Origin of the sequence: Agrobacterium tumefaciens (genome assembly GCA_025559845.1) — a bacterium.
Taxonomy (GTDB): Bacteria; Pseudomonadota; Alphaproteobacteria; order Rhizobiales; family Rhizobiaceae; genus Agrobacterium.
On record CP048469.1, the window covers coordinates 700,664 to 716,702 of the forward strand.

At 57.2% G+C, this 16,039-nt stretch carries 15 protein-coding genes; 6 read left to right on the plus strand and 9 right to left on the minus strand.

Going from position 1 to position 16,039, the window contains the following annotated elements; translation table 11 throughout:
* Positions 1-69: 69 nt before the first annotated feature.
* Complete coding sequence (gene pepN / locus FY156_03400) at positions 70-2,718, minus strand: aminopeptidase N (GenBank protein UXS00597.1); 2,649 nt, start codon at positions 2,716-2,718, stop codon at positions 70-72.
* Positions 2,719-3,153: 435 nt separating this feature from the next.
* Here pepN and FY156_03405 point away from each other — a divergent pair, with 435 nt between their 5' ends.
* Positions 3,154-4,092: a DMT family transporter gene (locus tag FY156_03405; GenBank protein UXS00598.1), complete on the plus strand. Its 939-nt coding sequence runs from the start codon at positions 3,154-3,156 to the stop codon at positions 4,090-4,092.
* 122 nt (positions 4,093-4,214) lie between these two features.
* Here the strand turns inward: FY156_03405 and FY156_03410 are convergent, their stop codons facing one another.
* The 4 genes from FY156_03410 to FY156_03425 all read right to left on the minus strand — a co-directional run bounded on the left by FY156_03410 (position 4,215) and on the right by FY156_03425 (position 7,821).
* On the minus strand, positions 4,215-4,406 hold the full coding sequence (locus tag FY156_03410; GenBank protein UXS00599.1) for a hypothetical protein: 192 nt from the start codon (positions 4,404-4,406) through the stop codon (positions 4,215-4,217).
* A 152-nt stretch (positions 4,407-4,558) separates the two neighbouring features.
* On the minus strand, positions 4,559-5,449 hold the full coding sequence (locus FY156_03415; GenBank protein UXS00600.1) for a uracil-DNA glycosylase: 891 nt from the start codon (positions 5,447-5,449) through the stop codon (positions 4,559-4,561).
* Between the two features lie 43 nt (positions 5,450-5,492).
* Positions 5,493-6,785: an Hsp70 family protein gene (locus tag FY156_03420; protein ID UXS00601.1), complete on the minus strand. Its 1,293-nt coding sequence runs from the start codon at positions 6,783-6,785 to the stop codon at positions 5,493-5,495.
* A gap of 142 nt (positions 6,786-6,927) precedes the next feature.
* Positions 6,928-7,821 carry a LysR family transcriptional regulator gene (locus FY156_03425; protein UXS00602.1) on the minus strand — a complete coding sequence of 298 codons (894 nt, stop codon included), beginning with the start codon at positions 7,819-7,821 and terminating at the stop codon, positions 6,928-6,930.
* 153 nt (positions 7,822-7,974) lie between these two features.
* Between FY156_03425 and blaOXA the strand changes: the two genes are divergently transcribed.
* Positions 7,975-8,784 carry a class D beta-lactamase gene (gene blaOXA / locus FY156_03430; GenBank protein ID UXS03012.1) on the plus strand — a complete coding sequence of 270 codons (810 nt, stop codon included), beginning with the start codon at positions 7,975-7,977 and terminating at the stop codon, positions 8,782-8,784.
* 1 nt (position 8,785) lies between these two features.
* Here blaOXA and FY156_03435 read toward each other — a convergent pair whose 3' ends face one another.
* The 3 genes from FY156_03435 to FY156_03445 all read right to left on the minus strand — a co-directional run bounded on the left by FY156_03435 (position 8,786) and on the right by FY156_03445 (position 10,303).
* Positions 8,786-8,989 carry a hypothetical protein gene (locus FY156_03435; GenBank protein UXS00603.1) on the minus strand — a complete coding sequence of 68 codons (204 nt, stop codon included), beginning with the start codon at positions 8,987-8,989 and terminating at the stop codon, positions 8,786-8,788.
* Positions 8,990-9,072: 83 nt separating this feature from the next.
* The gene (locus FY156_03440) at positions 9,073-9,408 is read right to left on the minus strand and encodes a hypothetical protein (protein ID UXS00604.1); all 336 of its coding nucleotides are present in this window, start codon (positions 9,406-9,408) and stop codon (positions 9,073-9,075) included.
* Between the two features lie 106 nt (positions 9,409-9,514).
* Positions 9,515-10,303 carry an SDR family oxidoreductase gene (locus tag FY156_03445; GenBank protein ID UXS00605.1) on the minus strand — a complete coding sequence of 263 codons (789 nt, stop codon included), beginning with the start codon at positions 10,301-10,303 and terminating at the stop codon, positions 9,515-9,517.
* A gap of 476 nt (positions 10,304-10,779) precedes the next feature.
* Here FY156_03445 and FY156_03450 point away from each other — a divergent pair, with 476 nt between their 5' ends.
* Positions 10,780-12,444 (plus strand): electron transfer flavoprotein-ubiquinone oxidoreductase, encoded by a 1,665-nt coding sequence (locus FY156_03450; protein ID UXS00606.1) that lies wholly within the window; start codon positions 10,780-10,782, stop codon positions 12,442-12,444.
* A 239-nt stretch (positions 12,445-12,683) separates the two neighbouring features.
* Complete coding sequence (locus FY156_03455; GenBank protein UXS00607.1) at positions 12,684-13,430, plus strand: pentapeptide repeat-containing protein; 747 nt, start codon at positions 12,684-12,686, stop codon at positions 13,428-13,430.
* 61 nt (positions 13,431-13,491) lie between these two features.
* Here FY156_03455 and FY156_03460 read toward each other — a convergent pair whose 3' ends face one another.
* Positions 13,492-14,508 carry a zinc-binding alcohol dehydrogenase family protein gene (locus FY156_03460; GenBank protein UXS00608.1) on the minus strand — a complete coding sequence of 339 codons (1,017 nt, stop codon included), beginning with the start codon at positions 14,506-14,508 and terminating at the stop codon, positions 13,492-13,494.
* Between the two features lie 103 nt (positions 14,509-14,611).
* Here FY156_03460 and FY156_03465 point away from each other — a divergent pair, with 103 nt between their 5' ends.
* Together FY156_03465 and FY156_03470 are read left to right on the plus strand one after the other, a co-directional pair.
* The gene (locus tag FY156_03465) at positions 14,612-15,001 is read left to right on the plus strand and encodes a helix-turn-helix transcriptional regulator (protein UXS00609.1); all 390 of its coding nucleotides are present in this window, start codon (positions 14,612-14,614) and stop codon (positions 14,999-15,001) included.
* A 146-nt stretch (positions 15,002-15,147) separates the two neighbouring features.
* Entirely contained in the window at positions 15,148-15,984 is an 837-nt protein-coding gene (locus FY156_03470) for an undecaprenyl-diphosphate phosphatase (protein UXS00610.1), read from the plus strand.
* Positions 15,985-16,039 lie beyond the last annotated feature (55 nt).

Below are 16,039 nucleotides of genomic sequence, written 5' to 3' on the forward strand. Positions count from 1 at the left end.
GCCATGATTGGGATCAAGGCGGCGGAATACGTTCTCTGTCATGTCTGGGCGATGCGCTTTTGCTCGCTATCAGCCCTTCAGGATACGCTCGACGATATCGCCGACATCGGCTGACAACCCTTTGGTTTCAGCGATCTGCGAGAGAGCCGCTTTTGCCTTTTCTCCGCGATTGGCTTCGAGGGAACGCCAGGAGCGCATTGATGTCAGAAGACGTGCGGCAAGCTGTGGGTTGCGTGTGTCGATGGCGATGATCTGTTCTGCCAGGAAACGATAGGCAGCGCCATCCGGCCGGTGGAAACCGGTGGGATTGCCGAAGGCCAGTGTTCCGACCAGCGAGCGAACGCGGTTGGGGTTGGACGGGATGAAGTGCTTCGACGCCATCAGTCCTTTGATCCGTTCCAGTGCGCCTTCACCCGGAATTGCGGCCTGCAGCGAGAACCACTTGTCCAGAACCAGTGCGTTATCCGCAAAGCGACCTTCGAAGTCTGCAAGAGCCTCGACGGTCTGTGGTCGCTCGGGGAAGCGTTGCGTCAAAACGCTCAGGGCATGAGCGAGGTCGGTCATGTTGCCAGCCGTTGCATAGGCCCGGGCTGCACGATCCGGCGTTTCCTCGGCAAAAGCCAGGTAGTTCAAGGCGCTGTTACGCAGCGACCGGCGACCGGCATTCTCGGCGTCGGGGCTGTAGGCGCCTTCGTTGCCATAGGTTTCAAACAGCCGGGTGAACGTGGCAATACCAGCCTTGGCAATGGCCGCGATTGTTGCGTTACGCGCCTTGTGAATGGCATCAGGGTCCGTGTCACGACCGAGTTCACGGGCAATGTCCGTTTCACTGGGCAGCGCAAGCGCCTGCGCCCGGAAGGCGGGTTCGAGGCTCTCGTCACCGGCGACTTCGATCAGCGTGGCGATGAGGTCGGCATCCGCAACAACATCACCACCGGCATGGATGGCTTTCGTGGCGGCAATCAGCGCCGGCAAGGCCAGCTCTGTCAGAGCCTGGAAGCGGGCAAACATATCCGTTTCGTGCCGGGCAATCTGCACGAGATCAGCAGGCCGCTGCACGAAGTCGATGTTCACGGGTGCAGAGAAGCTGCGATTGATTGAAACGACCGGCCGCGATGAGATGCCGGAGAAGGTGAAAGTCTGGCTACGCTCAGTCAGGTGCAGCACACCGTCACGGTGGTCACCGCCCTCAACGGACTTCGGTTCGGCGATCTGACCATTGTCGAGGATCAGCGCCAGCGACAGAGGAATATGCCGTGGCTGCTTGACCGGCTGGCCGGGTGTCGGAGAAATAGTCTGCTCCAGCGACAGTTTGAACGTGGAGGTGGCAGAATCGTAGTCCGTCGATGCGGCAACAAGCGGCGTTCCGGCCTCGGTGTACCACAGTGCAAACTGTGTCAGGTCACGGCCACTGGCATCGGCAAAGCTCTTGACGAAATCCTCGACCGTCGCTGCTTCACCATCATGGCGCTCAAAGTATAGGTCCATGCCTTTCTTGAAATCACCTTCACCGAGGATCGTCGCGATCATGCGGGTGACTTCAGCACCCTTTTCGTAGACGGTCGTGGTGTAGAAGTTGTTGATTTCACGATAGCTGTCCGGGCGCGGCGGATGAGCCAGCGGACCGGAGTCTTCAGGGAACTGTTCGGACTTCAGGTGACGCACATCGGCAATGCGCTTGACCGGTCGCGACCGCATGTCGGATGAAAATTCCTGATCGCGATAAACGGTCAGGCCTTCCTTGAGGCAAAGCTGAAACCAGTCGCGGCAGGTAATGCGGTTGCCGGTCCAGTTATGGAAATATTCGTGCGCGATGATGCGCTCGATATTGGCGTAGTCCGCGTCGGTTGCGGTTTCGGGGTCTGCCAGCACGAACTTGTCGTTGAAGACATTGAGCCCCTTGTTTTCCATCGCGCCCATGTTGAAATCGGAAACGGCGACGATCATGAAGATATCGAGGTCGTATTCGCGACCGAAGCGCTCTTCATCCCACTTCATCGAACGCTTCAACGCGTCCATGGCATAGGTTGCGCGCGGCTCCTTGCCGTGCTCGACATAGATCTTCAGCGCGACATCGCGGCCGGTCATGGTGGTGAAGGTGTCCTCCACAACTCCGAGGTCGCCTGCAACAAGCGCGAAGAGATAGCTGGGTTTCGGATGCGGATCGAACCAGGCAGCGAAGTGCCGGCCTTCGTCGTAGTTGCCGCCGCCGAGGAAGTTGCCGTTCGACAGCAGCAGCGGATTGCCTTCCTTCGCCGCGATGATTGTCACGGTGTATGGTGCCAGAACGTCAGGACGATCGGGGAAATAGGTAATCCGGCGGAAGCCTTCGGCTTCGCACTGGGTGCAATAAACGCCATTGGTGCGGTAAAGCCCCATGAGCTGCGTATTCACCTGCGGATTGATGTAGTTCGTCACGCAAATCTCGAACGGCGTTTCTTCCGGCAGATCGCGGATCGTCAGGCTTTCCGGCGTTGCGTCATATTGCGAAGCGGGAAGCTCGATCTGGTCCAGGAGGACACTCGACAGCTTCAGTTCGTCGCCATCCAGGATCAGAGGGGCGGTCTTTTCCGCGCCTTCTCGTCTATGGAAAATCAGACGGGCCTCGACCTTGGTATTCTTGGGGTCGAGTTCGAAAGTGAGATCCACGCGCTCAAGAACGAAATCGGTAGGGCGGTAATCTGCCAGGTGAACGACCTGGCCCGTATCTGTTCGCATGACTATTCCTGAATAATTCTGTCGATCGTCGGCCAGGCATCATGTCGTCACAAAGCCTGAATGTAAAATACGGAAGTACTCGTCACGTTCATGTGAGCGTCGTGGGACATTCTGTCCCCGGAAAGAGGATCAAACCTGCAGTGTAGTTTGTCCTCCGGCCGCTGGTTTCTGCGGACCATGGCAGCAAATGTTGAACGATTGCTGAAGTTGTTTTGATTTTTATGAAAATTTTCGAGGTTGGCGTTGGTTGCATTTCAAGGAGTGCCGTCACGCATAAGCAATCAACCGAATTCATGGATGGATAACGATTTTTGATGTGAAGCGGTCGCACATTTGTTCTAGCTTTGCGGAAATTCAATTCCCCCCCTTGCGTCGTCCTTTTCGTGCGAAAAAATCTTTGATGGCGTTTTGTGCAGACGATATGAGTAACTGCCGATGAGCGCCGATGCCTATAGTCCCGTTCGCGGGATTTCCATGAAGCTGATTTCGGTCGGCTTCTTTCTGATGATGCAGACCTGCATCAAGGCGTCAGGGCCGGATGTGCCTCCGGGGCAGATAACCTTCTTCCGCTCGGCTTTCGCCATTGTCCCGATCGTCGTCTATCTCGCCTGGCTGCACGCATTGGCAAGTGCGTTACATACCAACAATCTTGCGGGCCATTTCAAGCGCGGTTTTCTCGGCATCCTGTCCATGGCCTGCGGTTTTTATGGTCTTACATTGCTGCCCTTGCCGGAGTTCATCGCCATCGGTTACGCATCGCCATTGCTCGCCGTGGTGTTTGCCTCGCTTATCCTGCGGGAAAAGGTCAGAGTCTATCGCTGGAGCGCCGTCGCTATCGGTATGGTCGGCGTCCTGGTCATTCTGTGGCCGAAAATGACGTTGCTGCGTGAAGGCGGGTTCGCTGCAGGCGAGGGCACGGCGGCGATTGCCGTTCTTGTCGGTGCCGCGCTGGGTGGCTTGGCAATGATCCAGGTACGGCAACTGGTCGAAACGGAAAAGACGCCAACCATTGTCCTGTACTTCTCGCTGACGGCAGCCTTGCTGTCCTTGGTCAGCGTGCCATTCGGTTGGCTGTGGCTCAATCCCCAACAGGCGGCCCTGTTGATTGGCAGCGGCATCTGTGGTGGCGTGGCGCAGATCTTTTTGACGGAAAGCTACCGGCACGCCGAGGTCTCGATCATCGCGCCTTTCGAATACAGCTCCATCGTCTTCGGAATTGCCGTGTCCTACGTTCTGTTTGGCGATATTCCGACAACAACGATGCTTATAGGTACGGCGATTGTCATCATGGCCGGTATTTTCATCATCCTGCGCGAGCACCAGCTTGGTCTCGCCAGAAAAGCGGCGCGCAAAGCCTCGACGCCTCAGGGATGAATTTCCTTTTGAGGTTGCCGTCAGCCTGTAGTGTGTCTTGAAATGCAAAAGGCGCCTTTCCGGAGAAAGACGCCACAGCGCAGTTCTTCATTTCGCATCGGCAGATTGCCGATCACACAATCTTAGCGTTCGCGAAAATCCGCAAAAACAGCAGAAGGACGCGTAACGCGAACCTGCTGCGCAGCAGCGCGAGCCGTCATCTGTTCATTGGCGGCAGCGCCAAAACGATGATAGCCATTACTCGAACGGGGGCTGAGGCCCGCCAGACGAAGCGTTTCAAAGCCGGAATGCACCGGACGGAAGCGAGTGGTCATTGCCTTGGTTCCTTAAACCTTTTCCTCCCAAGACATGGCGGGATATATCGCAGCGCAGCATGGATTCGGCAAGCAAGGCAAATGCGCCGCTGTTATGCGCAAAATGCATGGCTTTTTTCACAAATCATTTACATTGAGCAGAAAGAAGGCATTTACGATTGCGTGATACGCGCCCTGAATGCCAATAAATCCTGCCAAGACAATGACTTGGAGGCGGGGGCGTTCAAAAGTTCCTGCGGATGCAGGCTCGCAAGGGCGGGCAAAACAAGGTGCCCGGCGGCGATATCCCGCCACTGTCCGCGCATGGTATGAATGGTTCCGCTGCCGCCAAAGAAGAAACGTGCGGTAAAGTTGCCAAGAAGCAACAGGTGTTTTGGCTCGTAAAGCGCGATTTGACGCTCGATGAACGGGCGGCAAATGTCCATTTCCGCCTGAGTCGGCTGGCGATTGCCCGGGGGGCGCCAGGGGACGACATTGCCGAGCACGATACCGCTGCGCTCGAGCCCGATTGCCGCCAGCATGCGCTCAAGCAGCAACCCGGTTTTGCCGGCAAATGGAATGCCTTCACGATCATCGTCGGCGTCGGGCATGGAGCCGATCACCATAATGCCGGAGGCAGGGCTACCTTCTGCGAAGACGGTGCTGCGCGCGCTGTTCTTCAGGTTGCAGCCGTTGAAGGCTTCCACAGCGGTCTTGAGTTCTTCGATGGAGCGGGCGCTTTCGGCCGCAAAGCGCGCAGCCGCCACGACCTGCTCGTCCGGAACGGCGACATTCTGTTGAATGGCGGGAGCGGGCGGCGCAGCTCTGCCCGAAGCGGTTGCCGGCCGTCGCGACGGTTCGGCCGAACCCGCCGGTCGATCATTGCCCTGACGGTCGCCCTGGGGAGCTTCCTGCCTCGCCGTTGATCGTGCCGGGCGGCTTGTCGCAAATTCCGCGAAACGGTCAATCGACTGGTCTTCGAGAAGCCAATCCACGCCCGCATCTGCATGGAAATGCAGAAGCGCGGCAAGTTCTGCCGGGGAGAGGTCGTGGGCCGAAATCATGAGGGAAAACTATCCCAAGTCCCGGCCCGGCGAAACCCGTAAATCACGCTGTCCAGCGTTCAATGTCTCCGCTTTCGCCGATCATAGCGAGACCGTGGGCGATGGACAGCATTTCGCCGCCGCTTTCGATCTTGTCCGTACCGAAACGACGGGTGAAAAGCTCGCGGACGGCCGGCACGAACGACGTGCCGCCAGTCAGGAACACCTTGTCGATGGCGTCAGGCGCGGTGTTGGTCTTGACCAGAACCTCGTCCAGCGCTTCCTCGATCTTGCCGAGGTCCTCGGAGATCCAGCTGTTGAAATCGCTCCGCTTGACGGTCTTGCGTCCAGCTTTGCCGAGCGGGGCAAAGTTGAACTCTGCCTCTTCCTGTGACGACAGCGCCATCTTGGTTGCGGAGATGGCCTGATAAAGCGGATAGCCCTCATCGTGCTCGACCAGATCGATGAACATCTCCAGCTTTTCCGGCTCTAACGCTGAACGGACCAGCGATTTCAGATCGGAAAACTCCTTCGAGGTCTTGAAGATCGACAACTGGTTCCAGCGGCCGAAATTGACGTAGTAACCCGAGGGAACGTCGAGAACCTTGTCGAAGCTTTTGAACTTGCTGCCTTTGCCAATTTCCGGCGAGACGAGGTTGTCGATCATGCGGAAATCGAAATGGTCACCGGCAATGCCGACACCCGAGTGGCCGATTGGCGTTGCCGAAAGTTTTCCGCCATGGGTTTCGAAGCGGATCAGCGAATAGTCGGTGGTGCCGCCGCCGAAGTCGGCCACCAGAACATTGGCGTCCTTCTTCAGGCTCTGCGCAAAGTAATAGGCGGCTGCGACAGGCTCATAGACATAATGAATTTCCGGGAAACCGGCGCGTGTCAGCGCTTCATTGTAGCGGGTCAGTGCCAGTTCTTCATTCGGGTTCATACCTGCGAAGCGTACCGGACGCCCGGCGACGACTGTGGAAACGTCGTTGTGCCATTCGTCTCCGGCATAGGTCTTCAGCTTGCGCAGGAACACCTCCATCAAGTCTTCGAAGCTCTGGCGCTTTGCGAAGATCAATGTGCCCTGAAACAACGAGGATGCCGCGAAGGTTTTGATCGACTGCAGGAAACGACAATCGCCGGGATTGTCGATGAACTGGCGGATAGCGGCATGGCCTGCTTCCACATGCAAGGCAGCGGCGCCAAGGGCGTTATCCTTCATGAAGGAGAGAGCGGTGCGCATGCTGTCTGCCGTTCCCGCACTGCTGGTGAAGCGCATGGAGTGGCTGGTGGTGCCAGAATCGGAAATTGCCATGACCGTGTTGGTCGTGCCGAAATCGAGGCCGAGTGCCCTTGCCATAGCGGATATCCTTATGTGTCAACAAGAGATGCGCCGGAAGCCAAAGAGCATCCGGACAGATAAAGGGACGCAAAAAAGCGCCCGCCTGTTTTGAAGAGGGCGCGTGATCGCACAGGCAATTGTGAATAGCAAGCGCGTGGCGTCAGTTTTTTGACGGGGGCATCCGCATCGCCTCGGCTCTTGCCGCAATCCAGGCCGCAAAGGTTGCCATGGCCTTCGTGACGCTGCGCGACTTCAGACGGGTCAGCCAGTAACACCCCTTGGAAACATAGACCGGGAAGGGTTGCACCAGATCGCCGGATGAAAGCTGGCGCTGGAACATCAGTGGCGGGGCAAGTGCGATGCCGATACCTTGCATGGCTGCCTCGACCATCGGCACGGAGGAATCGAAGACGATACCTTTGATCCGTGGCGCCGCCACGCCTGCCGCTTCGAACCAGCCCGGCCACTCGTCCATGCGGTAGGAGCGCAAGAGCGTGTGCTGGGCAATGTCCTGTGGGCCTTCAAGCTGTTCGGCAATGGTGGGAATGCACAGCGCCGAGAGTGGGGCCGAAAAAAGCTCGTCCGCCTCCGTGTCATGCCAGGCGCCATTGCCGAAACGAATGGCAAAATCCAGCCCCTCTGCAGCGATGTCGACACGGTTGTTGTTGGTCGAGAGGCGAACATCGATGAAGGGATAAAGCTCGTTAAACTCCTGCAGGCGCGGCAAAAGCCAGCCGACGGCGAAAGTTCCAACGGCGCCGACGGTCAGGACCTCCTGAAGGTGACCATCCTCGAAGCGCTGCAGCATGTCGGCCATACGATCGAATGAATCACGCAGGGTTGGCAGCAGCGCCAAGCCTTCGTCGGTAATCATCAAGCCACGGGGAAGACGACGGAAAAGCGTTACACCGAGGCGTTCCTCCAGCAATTTCACCTGATGGCTGATCGCAGTCTGGGTCACGCACAGTTCTATCGCAGCGCGGGTGAAGCTCAGGTGGCGTGCAGCAGCCTCAAAAGCGCGAAGAGCGTTCAGCGGCAGGTGGGGGCGGACCATGCGGCCATCTCCATTTAACGGACTATGGCATTTAAGCCCAAGTTTAATTCATGTCTTACGGCAGATATCATCATTTGTCGCTTGCCTGCAAACGAGCCTAAATCGGTACGACCAGACATAGAGCGCTCGCCAATCCAAGGAGAATGAAACATGATGACAAGACGATTTACCGCTGCATTTTTTGTGGCGATATCAATCTCTTGCCTGCCATCTCGTAACGTGCTTGCCGCAGAGCCGGTGCATTGCACGGTTGTTCTTGATGCTGAAAGTGGCGCTGTGCTCCATCGAAACGGCGAATGTGAAAAAGCATTTGCACCGCAATCCACATTCAAGTTTCCTTTGGCTATCATGGGATATGACGCAGGTATCCTGAAAGATGCGACAACCCCGCGCTGGAACTACAAGAGCACGTGGAACCGGCCGAAGCGTGAGCAGAAATCGGTCGACCCGACGATCTGGGAAAAAGACTCGATTGTCTGGTATTCACAGGAAATCACCAGAAAGCTGGGGCAGAAAAAGTTTGCCGATTATGTGCGCGATTTCGGATACGGCAATGCTGATGTGAAGGGTATTCCGGGCCAAACGGACGGCTTGACGGAATCCTGGCTGATGTCTTCCCTGAAAATTTCCGGTGACCAGCAGGCTGATTTCGTACGCCGTTTCATCAATGGAAAATTGCCGGTCTCGAAAGCCGCGTTTGACAAGACGCGGGCGGTCATTCCGCAATTTGCCGCAGACGATGGTTGGCAGGTACATGGCAAGACCGGTTCCGGTCGCATGCGCAACAAGGCTGGCAAGCCGGATGGTGATGCCTGGCTTGGCTGGTTCGTCGGCTGGGCAGATAAAGGAGAGCGGCGTGTTGTGTTCGCACGGCTTAACATCGCCGATTGGAGCCGCGAAGAACCAATCAGCTTCGTGACGCGCGATTCGTTGATTGCCGATCTGCCGGCGCTGGTGAAATAAATCAGCGTACGAGGCGACGTACCAAAAAGATCAGCACCAGGCCGACGATGGCAACCATTGCTCCGCGCCAGATCCACGGGCTCTGGTCGATCATGAAGCTGGAGGCCGGGTAGGGGAAATATCCGCTGCCCTGTCCCATCCAGACGAGGCCGATAAGCGTAAGCAATACGCCAAGGACACCGAGGGAAATTCGAAGCAAGCGCATCATAGACCCCATAAGCATAACCTCCCCGCACCATAATGCAGGGAGGTCGCCGATGTCATGCGAAATTGACACATATGGATTTGTCAGGTCTCCGCGTAGTAACGGGTCACGACGTTGGCGTGGCTGTCTTCTTTGTCACCCGGCCTCATAAGGTTGTTGCCATCCTTGGAAGTGGTGCCGTTGACGGCTGCATCCAGGAGACCGCGAATGATGCGATCCTGTTGCGCTTCGACTGCCCGGTTGCGCCCAACTTCGAGTGCCGCTTCCTTTTCGGCCAGACTGCGGCGCAACGCAGCTCTTTCGCTCATCGCATCGGAGCCACTGTTCACAGTATTTCGGACAGGCGCAGTTGTCGGCTGCGTCGACGGAGAGCTTGCGACCGGTGCCGGATTGGAAGCGCCAGACTGTGTCGATGGCATGGGCTGCTGTGCCTGTGCTCCGCCATTCTTGCCAGCTTCGGACGTATTCGTTTCTAAGCCGGGAGGATTCTGGAGCCGAAGTTTCGGCTCCAGAATTGCTGTTTTATCAGTTCGACTTCGATGCTCCGCCATCGACGCGCAGCATCGTGCCGGTGATGTAGCTGGCAGGCTGGGAGCACAGGAAGGCTCCGGTGGCACCAAATTCATCGACGGAGCCAAGCCGTCCGGCCGGAATGGTCTTGACTGATGCTTCACGGATTTCTTCGACGCTCTTGCCGAGACGCTTGGCGTTTGCGCCATCGAGTTCATCGATACGGTCGGTGTGGATGCGGCCCGGAAGCAGCATGTTTGCCGTGATGCCGAAGCCCGCGACCTCACTCGAAAGCGTCTTGTTCCAGCCAACGAGGGCGCCGCGCAGCGTGTTAGACAAGGCAAGGTTTGGGATCGGCTCGAAAACGCCAGAGGACGCGACGGTCAGGATGCGGCCCCAGCCTTGTTCCTTCATCTGCGGCAAAAGGGTGTTGGTCAGGGTAATGACGCGCAAGACCATGGACTGAAAGAAGGTATCAAGCTTGTCGGCGGTCATTTCCTGTGCCAGGCCGGGGGTAGGGCCGCCGGTGTTGTTGACGAGAATGTCGATGCCGCCGAGCTTTTCCTTGACCGCCTGCGTCATGGCATCAACGAAACCTTCGTCAGCAAGGTCGCCCCAGACCCAGTCGGCCTTGCCCTTGCCGAGGGCATTGATTGCCTTGCAGTTTGCCTCCAGCTTTTCACCGCTTCTGCCAACCAGAATAACGTTTGCGCCTTCCTTGGCGAGCGCAGTTGCTATGCCGAGGCCCAGCCCACGCGAAGATGCGAGAACAAGGGCGCGTTTGCCGGAAATGCCGAGATCCATGACGAATATCCTTATGCCGAAATGCAGATGACAGTGTTTATAGGTGGCGGTGGCTCGCATTTGAAGGCTGGTTCAAGCCCGAATGGTTTTTGAGTGCCGATTATTTTTGATGCTAGCATCACGCTTTGCTGATCGGCGGTTAATCGGTTCGCTTTCCAAGCGCCCATTCTCATCACCTCTTCATTTGCAGATCGTATGGTCGCTTGACGCACATTCAGCGTGAATTTACTATTACGTGAACGTAAAGGTAATATGTGCAAACTTAGTCATCAGGTTGTCTGACAAATATCTGGCATACGACATGTTTTGCCGCTATAGAAGCTCGACAAGTGTGTCATGCTTTGCGAAGACAAAAGGCATCGATAAAGCTGCCTTGAAAGGTGCAGCTATCTGATTCCGCGATGGACCGCAGGATCAATAGTTGCTGCGATGGGTGGAAACAACAGCCGGAAGGGACCGGCGAGTGAGAGGGTAGAATGACCGAACCGATGGAACTCCCTGAACGGGAATCGATGGAATTCGATGTCGTGATTGTTGGTGCAGGTCCCGCTGGCCTTTCTGCGGCGATCCGTCTGAAGCAGATTGATCCGGATTTGTCTGTGGTTGTTCTGGAAAAGGGCGGCGAGGTCGGCGCGCACATTCTCTCCGGTGCGGTTGTCGATCCGATCGGTATCGACAGGCTGCTGCCGGGCTGGCGCGAGGAGGAGGGGCATCCCTTCAAGACCGAGGTCAAGGACGACCAGTTCCTGTTGCTCGGCCCGGCCGGATCGATCCGCCTGCCGAACTTCGCCATGCCGCCATTGATGAACAATCACGGCAACTACATCGTCTCGCTTGGGCTGGTCTGTCGCTGGCTGGCGGAAAAGGCGGAAGCGCTCGGCGTCGAGATCTATCCGGGCTTTGCCGCCACCGAAGTGCTTTACAATGACGAAGGTGCCGTCATCGGTGTTGCCACCGGCGATATGGGCATCGAGCGCAACGGCGAACCCGGCCCGAACTTCACCCGCGGCATGGAACTGCACGGCAAATATGTGCTGATCGGGGAAGGTGTGCGCGGTTCGCTCGCCAAGCAGCTGATCGCCAGGTTCGACCTGTCCCGGGATCGGGAACCACAAAAGTTCGGTATCGGCATCAAGGAGCTGTGGCAGGTCAAGCCTGAGAACCACAAACAGGGTCTGGTGCAGCACTCGTTCGGCTGGCCGCTTGGCATGAAGACCGGCGGGGGTTCGTTCCTCTATCACCTGGAAGACAATCTGGTCGCTGTCGGTTTCGTGGTGCACCTCAATTACAAGAACCCCTATCTTTATCCGTTCGAGGAGTTCCAGCGCTTCAAGACGCATCCGGCGATCCGCGACACGTTCGAGGGTGGCAAGCGTCTGTCCTATGGCGCCCGCGCCATCACCGAAGGCGGTTATCAGTCGGTTCCGAAGCTGACCTTCCCGGGTGGCGCGCTGATTGGCTGTTCGGCCGGTTTCGTCAACGTGCCGCGCATCAAGGGCAGCCACAATGCGGTGCTGTCGGGCATGCTGGCGGCCGACAAGATTGCCGCGGCAATTGCAGGCGGTCGCGCCAATGACGAAGTTGTCGAGATCGAGAACGAATGGCGTCAGGGCGATATCGGCAAGGACCTGAGGATGGTCCGCAACGTCAAGCCGCTGTGGTCGAAGTTCGGCACGGCTGTCGGCGTGGCGCTTGGTGGCCTCGACATGTGGACGAACCAGCTGTTCGGTTTTTCGGTGTTCGGCACGCTGAAGCACGGCAAGACGGATGCGGAAAGTCTCGAACCGGCCGCGAAGCACAAACCGATTGCCTATCCGAAGCCTGATGGCGTGTTGACCTTCGACCGTCTGTCGTCAGTGTTCCTGTCCTCGACCAACCATGAAGAAGACCAGCCGGTGCATCTTCAGGTGAAGGACATGGCGCTGCAGAAATCATCCGAGCACGATGTTTATGCCGGACCATCGACGCGTTATTGCCCGGCTGGCGTTTACGAATGGGTGGAGAAGGACGGCCAGGAAACCTACGTCATCAATGCGCAGAACTGCGTTCACTGTAAGACGTGTGACATCAAGGACCCCAACCAGAACATCAACTGGGTTCCGCCACAAGGCGGCGAAGGACCGGTTTACGCCAACATGTAATGTTGGCCCGGCCCGCACGGACCGCCGTCATCGGGAATGCCCGGCGAAGGGCCTGTATACGCCAACATGTAATGTTTGGCCCGGCCTGTGCGCACCGCGCCTAGACATCAAAGAGCCCGTTCACAGGAATGTGGACGGGCTTTTTGCGGTGATTGCAGATTGCCCTTCAACGACTTACGTATAGGATACGCGCCGACGGGAGCCGCAAGGGTGGCGCGCTTGCGATATGGAGTGAAAGCATGGCCAGCTCCGAAAGGCTGAAGATCCGTTTGAACGACAAGGCAGGCCGGATTGCCGCTGTTGCGGCGGGCATCATGGTCACCCTGACGATGACCAGCCATCACGCCGGTGCAGCAAGCTGCCGGACCGATGCCCTTGCGGGCATTGATTGGCGCGAATGCAATAAGAGATTGCTGATGCTGGGAGGCAGCAATCTCGACTCGGCAATGCTGTATGGCACTGATTTTACCTACACCGACCTTCGTGGCTCGACGCTGAAAGGCGCGAACATGGAAAAGGCGAAGCTTATCCGTACGGCTTTGGGGGAAGCAAACCTGCAAGGCGCCAATCTGACGAAGGTGGAAGCCTATCGTAGCGATTTTACCTCGGCAGATGCTACCAACGCCAAGTTCGTCAACGCCGAAATGCAGCGGGCACAATTCGAAAAGGCCAAGCTCGATGGAGCCGACTTTACCAAAGCGGAACTCGGTCGCGCGGACTTCGAAGGTGCAAGCCTGCAAGGTGTGAAATTCACTCTGACGAACCTGTCGAGGGCGCGTTTCGAGGGCGCGACGCTTGGTGGACCGGTCGACTTTTCCAACGCCTTCCTGTTGCTGACAAGGATCGAAGGGGTAGACCTGTCTTCTGCAACCGGATTGGCGCAAAGCCAGATCGAACTGTCTTGCGGTAATGACAAGACGAAGCTGCCCGCCGGGCTGACCGTACCGTCTTCGTGGCCGTGCGCGGAAGATCCCGAAGACGATTGATCGCCAAACGTCTGGAAAGAGATAAGGCCCGTGTAACCTGCGTTACACGGGCCTTCTGATGTCAGAAGCCGGAGAGCACGACCTTGCCCTTGGCCTTGTTGCTCTCGATCATCGCATGTGCCTTGATCAGGTTTCCGGCATTGATCGTGCCCAGAACCTCGGTCAGCGTCGTCTTGATCGTACCGGCGTCTACCAGCTCTGAAACGTGGTTGAGCAGATTGTGCTGTTCGATCATGTCAACGGTCTGGAAGACGGCGCGGGCGAACATCATTTCCCAATGGATAGAAATGCATTTGCGCTTGAAAGGCATGACGTCGAAGCCGCCTGCCGGATCATCGATCAGCGCATAACGCCCCTGCGGCGCGATCACGGCGAGGCTGTCTGCAGCATGGACGTCGCTATGGGTTGTCGAAAAGACAAAAGCCGGAGCGCCGATGCCGAGAGCTTCCACTTGCTGGGCAATCGGTTTGCTGTGATCCACCACATGATGAGCGCCGAGTTCCTTGACCCAATCCATTGTCTCCGGGCGGGACGCTGTTGCAATGACGGTCAGATCGGTCAGAGCGCGCAACAACTGGATGGCAATTGAGCCGACGCCGCCAGCGCCACCAATAACGAGGATGGCATTGGCCGCACCGGGAACGGCGTCCTTGACCCGCAAGCGGTCGAACAACGTTTCGTAGGCGGTAATGGCGGTCAGGGGCAGGGCAGCCGCTTCCTCGAAGGAGAGCGTCCGCGGCTTGGCGCCAACGATACGCTCATCGACCAGATGAAACTCGCTGTTGGAGCCGGGGCGGTTGATGGCGCCGGCATAAAAAACGGCATCGCCCGCTTTGAACAATGTCACCTTTTCTCCGACGGCCTTGACGGTGCCGGCAGCATCGAAGCCAAGCACACGGTATTCGCCGTTTTCCGGCGTCTGGCCGTGTCGAACCTTCGTGTCGACCGGATTGACGGAAACGGCCTTCACCTCAACCAGAATATCGTGCCCTTTGGCTTCAGGCACAGGCAAATCGATGTCGACGAGAGCATCCTGAGCGGTAATGGGCTGGGCTTTCTGGTAACCGATGGCACGCATGCAGATTCTCCTTTGCTTGTTTGCGTGCCCCTTACTTGATACATATGAACCAAGCCCGCAAGAATGCACATTTTTTGACGATACATACAAAAAGGATACTGTCATGTCCCGTCCACGCGCCAAGCTCACCGGCAACTTCCCCGGATGTCCGGTGGAGTCGACCCTGAGTTTCCTCGATGGAAAATGGAAAGGCGTGATCCTTTATCACCTCACCAATTCCGGCACGTTGCGCTTCAACGAATTGCGTCGCCATATTCCGAGCGTCACCCAGCGCATGTTGACCAAACAGTTGCGGGAACTGGAAGAAGCAGGACTGATATCGCGCACGGTTTTCCCCGTTGTGCCGCCGCGCGTTGACTACGCGCTGACCCCGCTCGGGGAGAGCATGCGGCCGGTTATCTCGGCACTCAAAAGCTGGGGCGACACCCATGTGGTTTGCAAGAACGGTGAAAAATATACGCGCATGCCTGAGGACACAGAAAAGGCGGCGTAAAAGCCAGCGCGCGCATTTGTGAGCAATGTCCTGAGAAAAGTAACGGGTGAAGACTGCGTCGTGGGCGTGTTGCAATGCAACACGTATTTGCCCCGATTGATGCATAATGCTGCGGCATCGATTCGCAAGCAGGGACATCACATCACATGAGCATCGGTTGGCTTGAGGCCGGATTTCTCGGTCTGTTGCAGGGATTGACGGAGTTTCTTCCCATTTCTTCGAGCGCGCATTTGCGCATTGCCGGGGAGTTTCTGCCCTCTGGCTCCGATCCTGGCGCAGCCTTTACGGCGATCACCCAGATCGGTACCGAATTGGCGGTTCTGGTCTATTTCTGGTCTGACATCATGCGGATTGCCACGGCCTGGTTGCGTCAGAACCTGCGGCTGGGAACTTACGACAAGTCCGATGCGCGCCTCGGCTGGTTGATTATCATCGGCTCCGTGCCGATCGTGCTTCTCGGCCTGCTGTTCAAGGATGCCATCGAGCATTCGCTGCGCAATCTCTACATCACCGCTGTCATGCTGATCGTGTTTGGTATCGTTCTTGGCATTGCCGACAAGATCGGCGCAAAACGCTACAAGCTGAACCAGCTCATCTGGCGTGATGGCATTCTCTTCGGTTTCGCACAGGCCATGGCGCTTATTCCCGGTGTCTCCCGTTCGGGCGGTACGATCAGCGCCGGCCTGCTGCTTGGCTACACGCGTGAGGCTGCGGCACGATATTCGTTCCTGCTTGCTGTTCCCGCTGTCTTCGGCTCCGGTTTCTACCAGCTTTTCAAGAGTATCGGCGAAGACAATCCGGTGGGTTGGGGGCCGACGGCTCTGGCGACAGTCATCGCCTTTTTCGTCGGTTATGCCGTTATCGTTTTCTTCCTGCGACTTGTCTCGACGAAGAGCTACATGCCATTCGTCTATTACCGCGTGGTGATTGGTGTCATCCTGCTTGGTCTTCTGGCCACAGGTGTTATCAACGCTGGCGGCTGATAGAGGCTTCAGATCTGCCAGTGCGCTTCTTCGGGCTGGCAGGATCGTTTCAAGG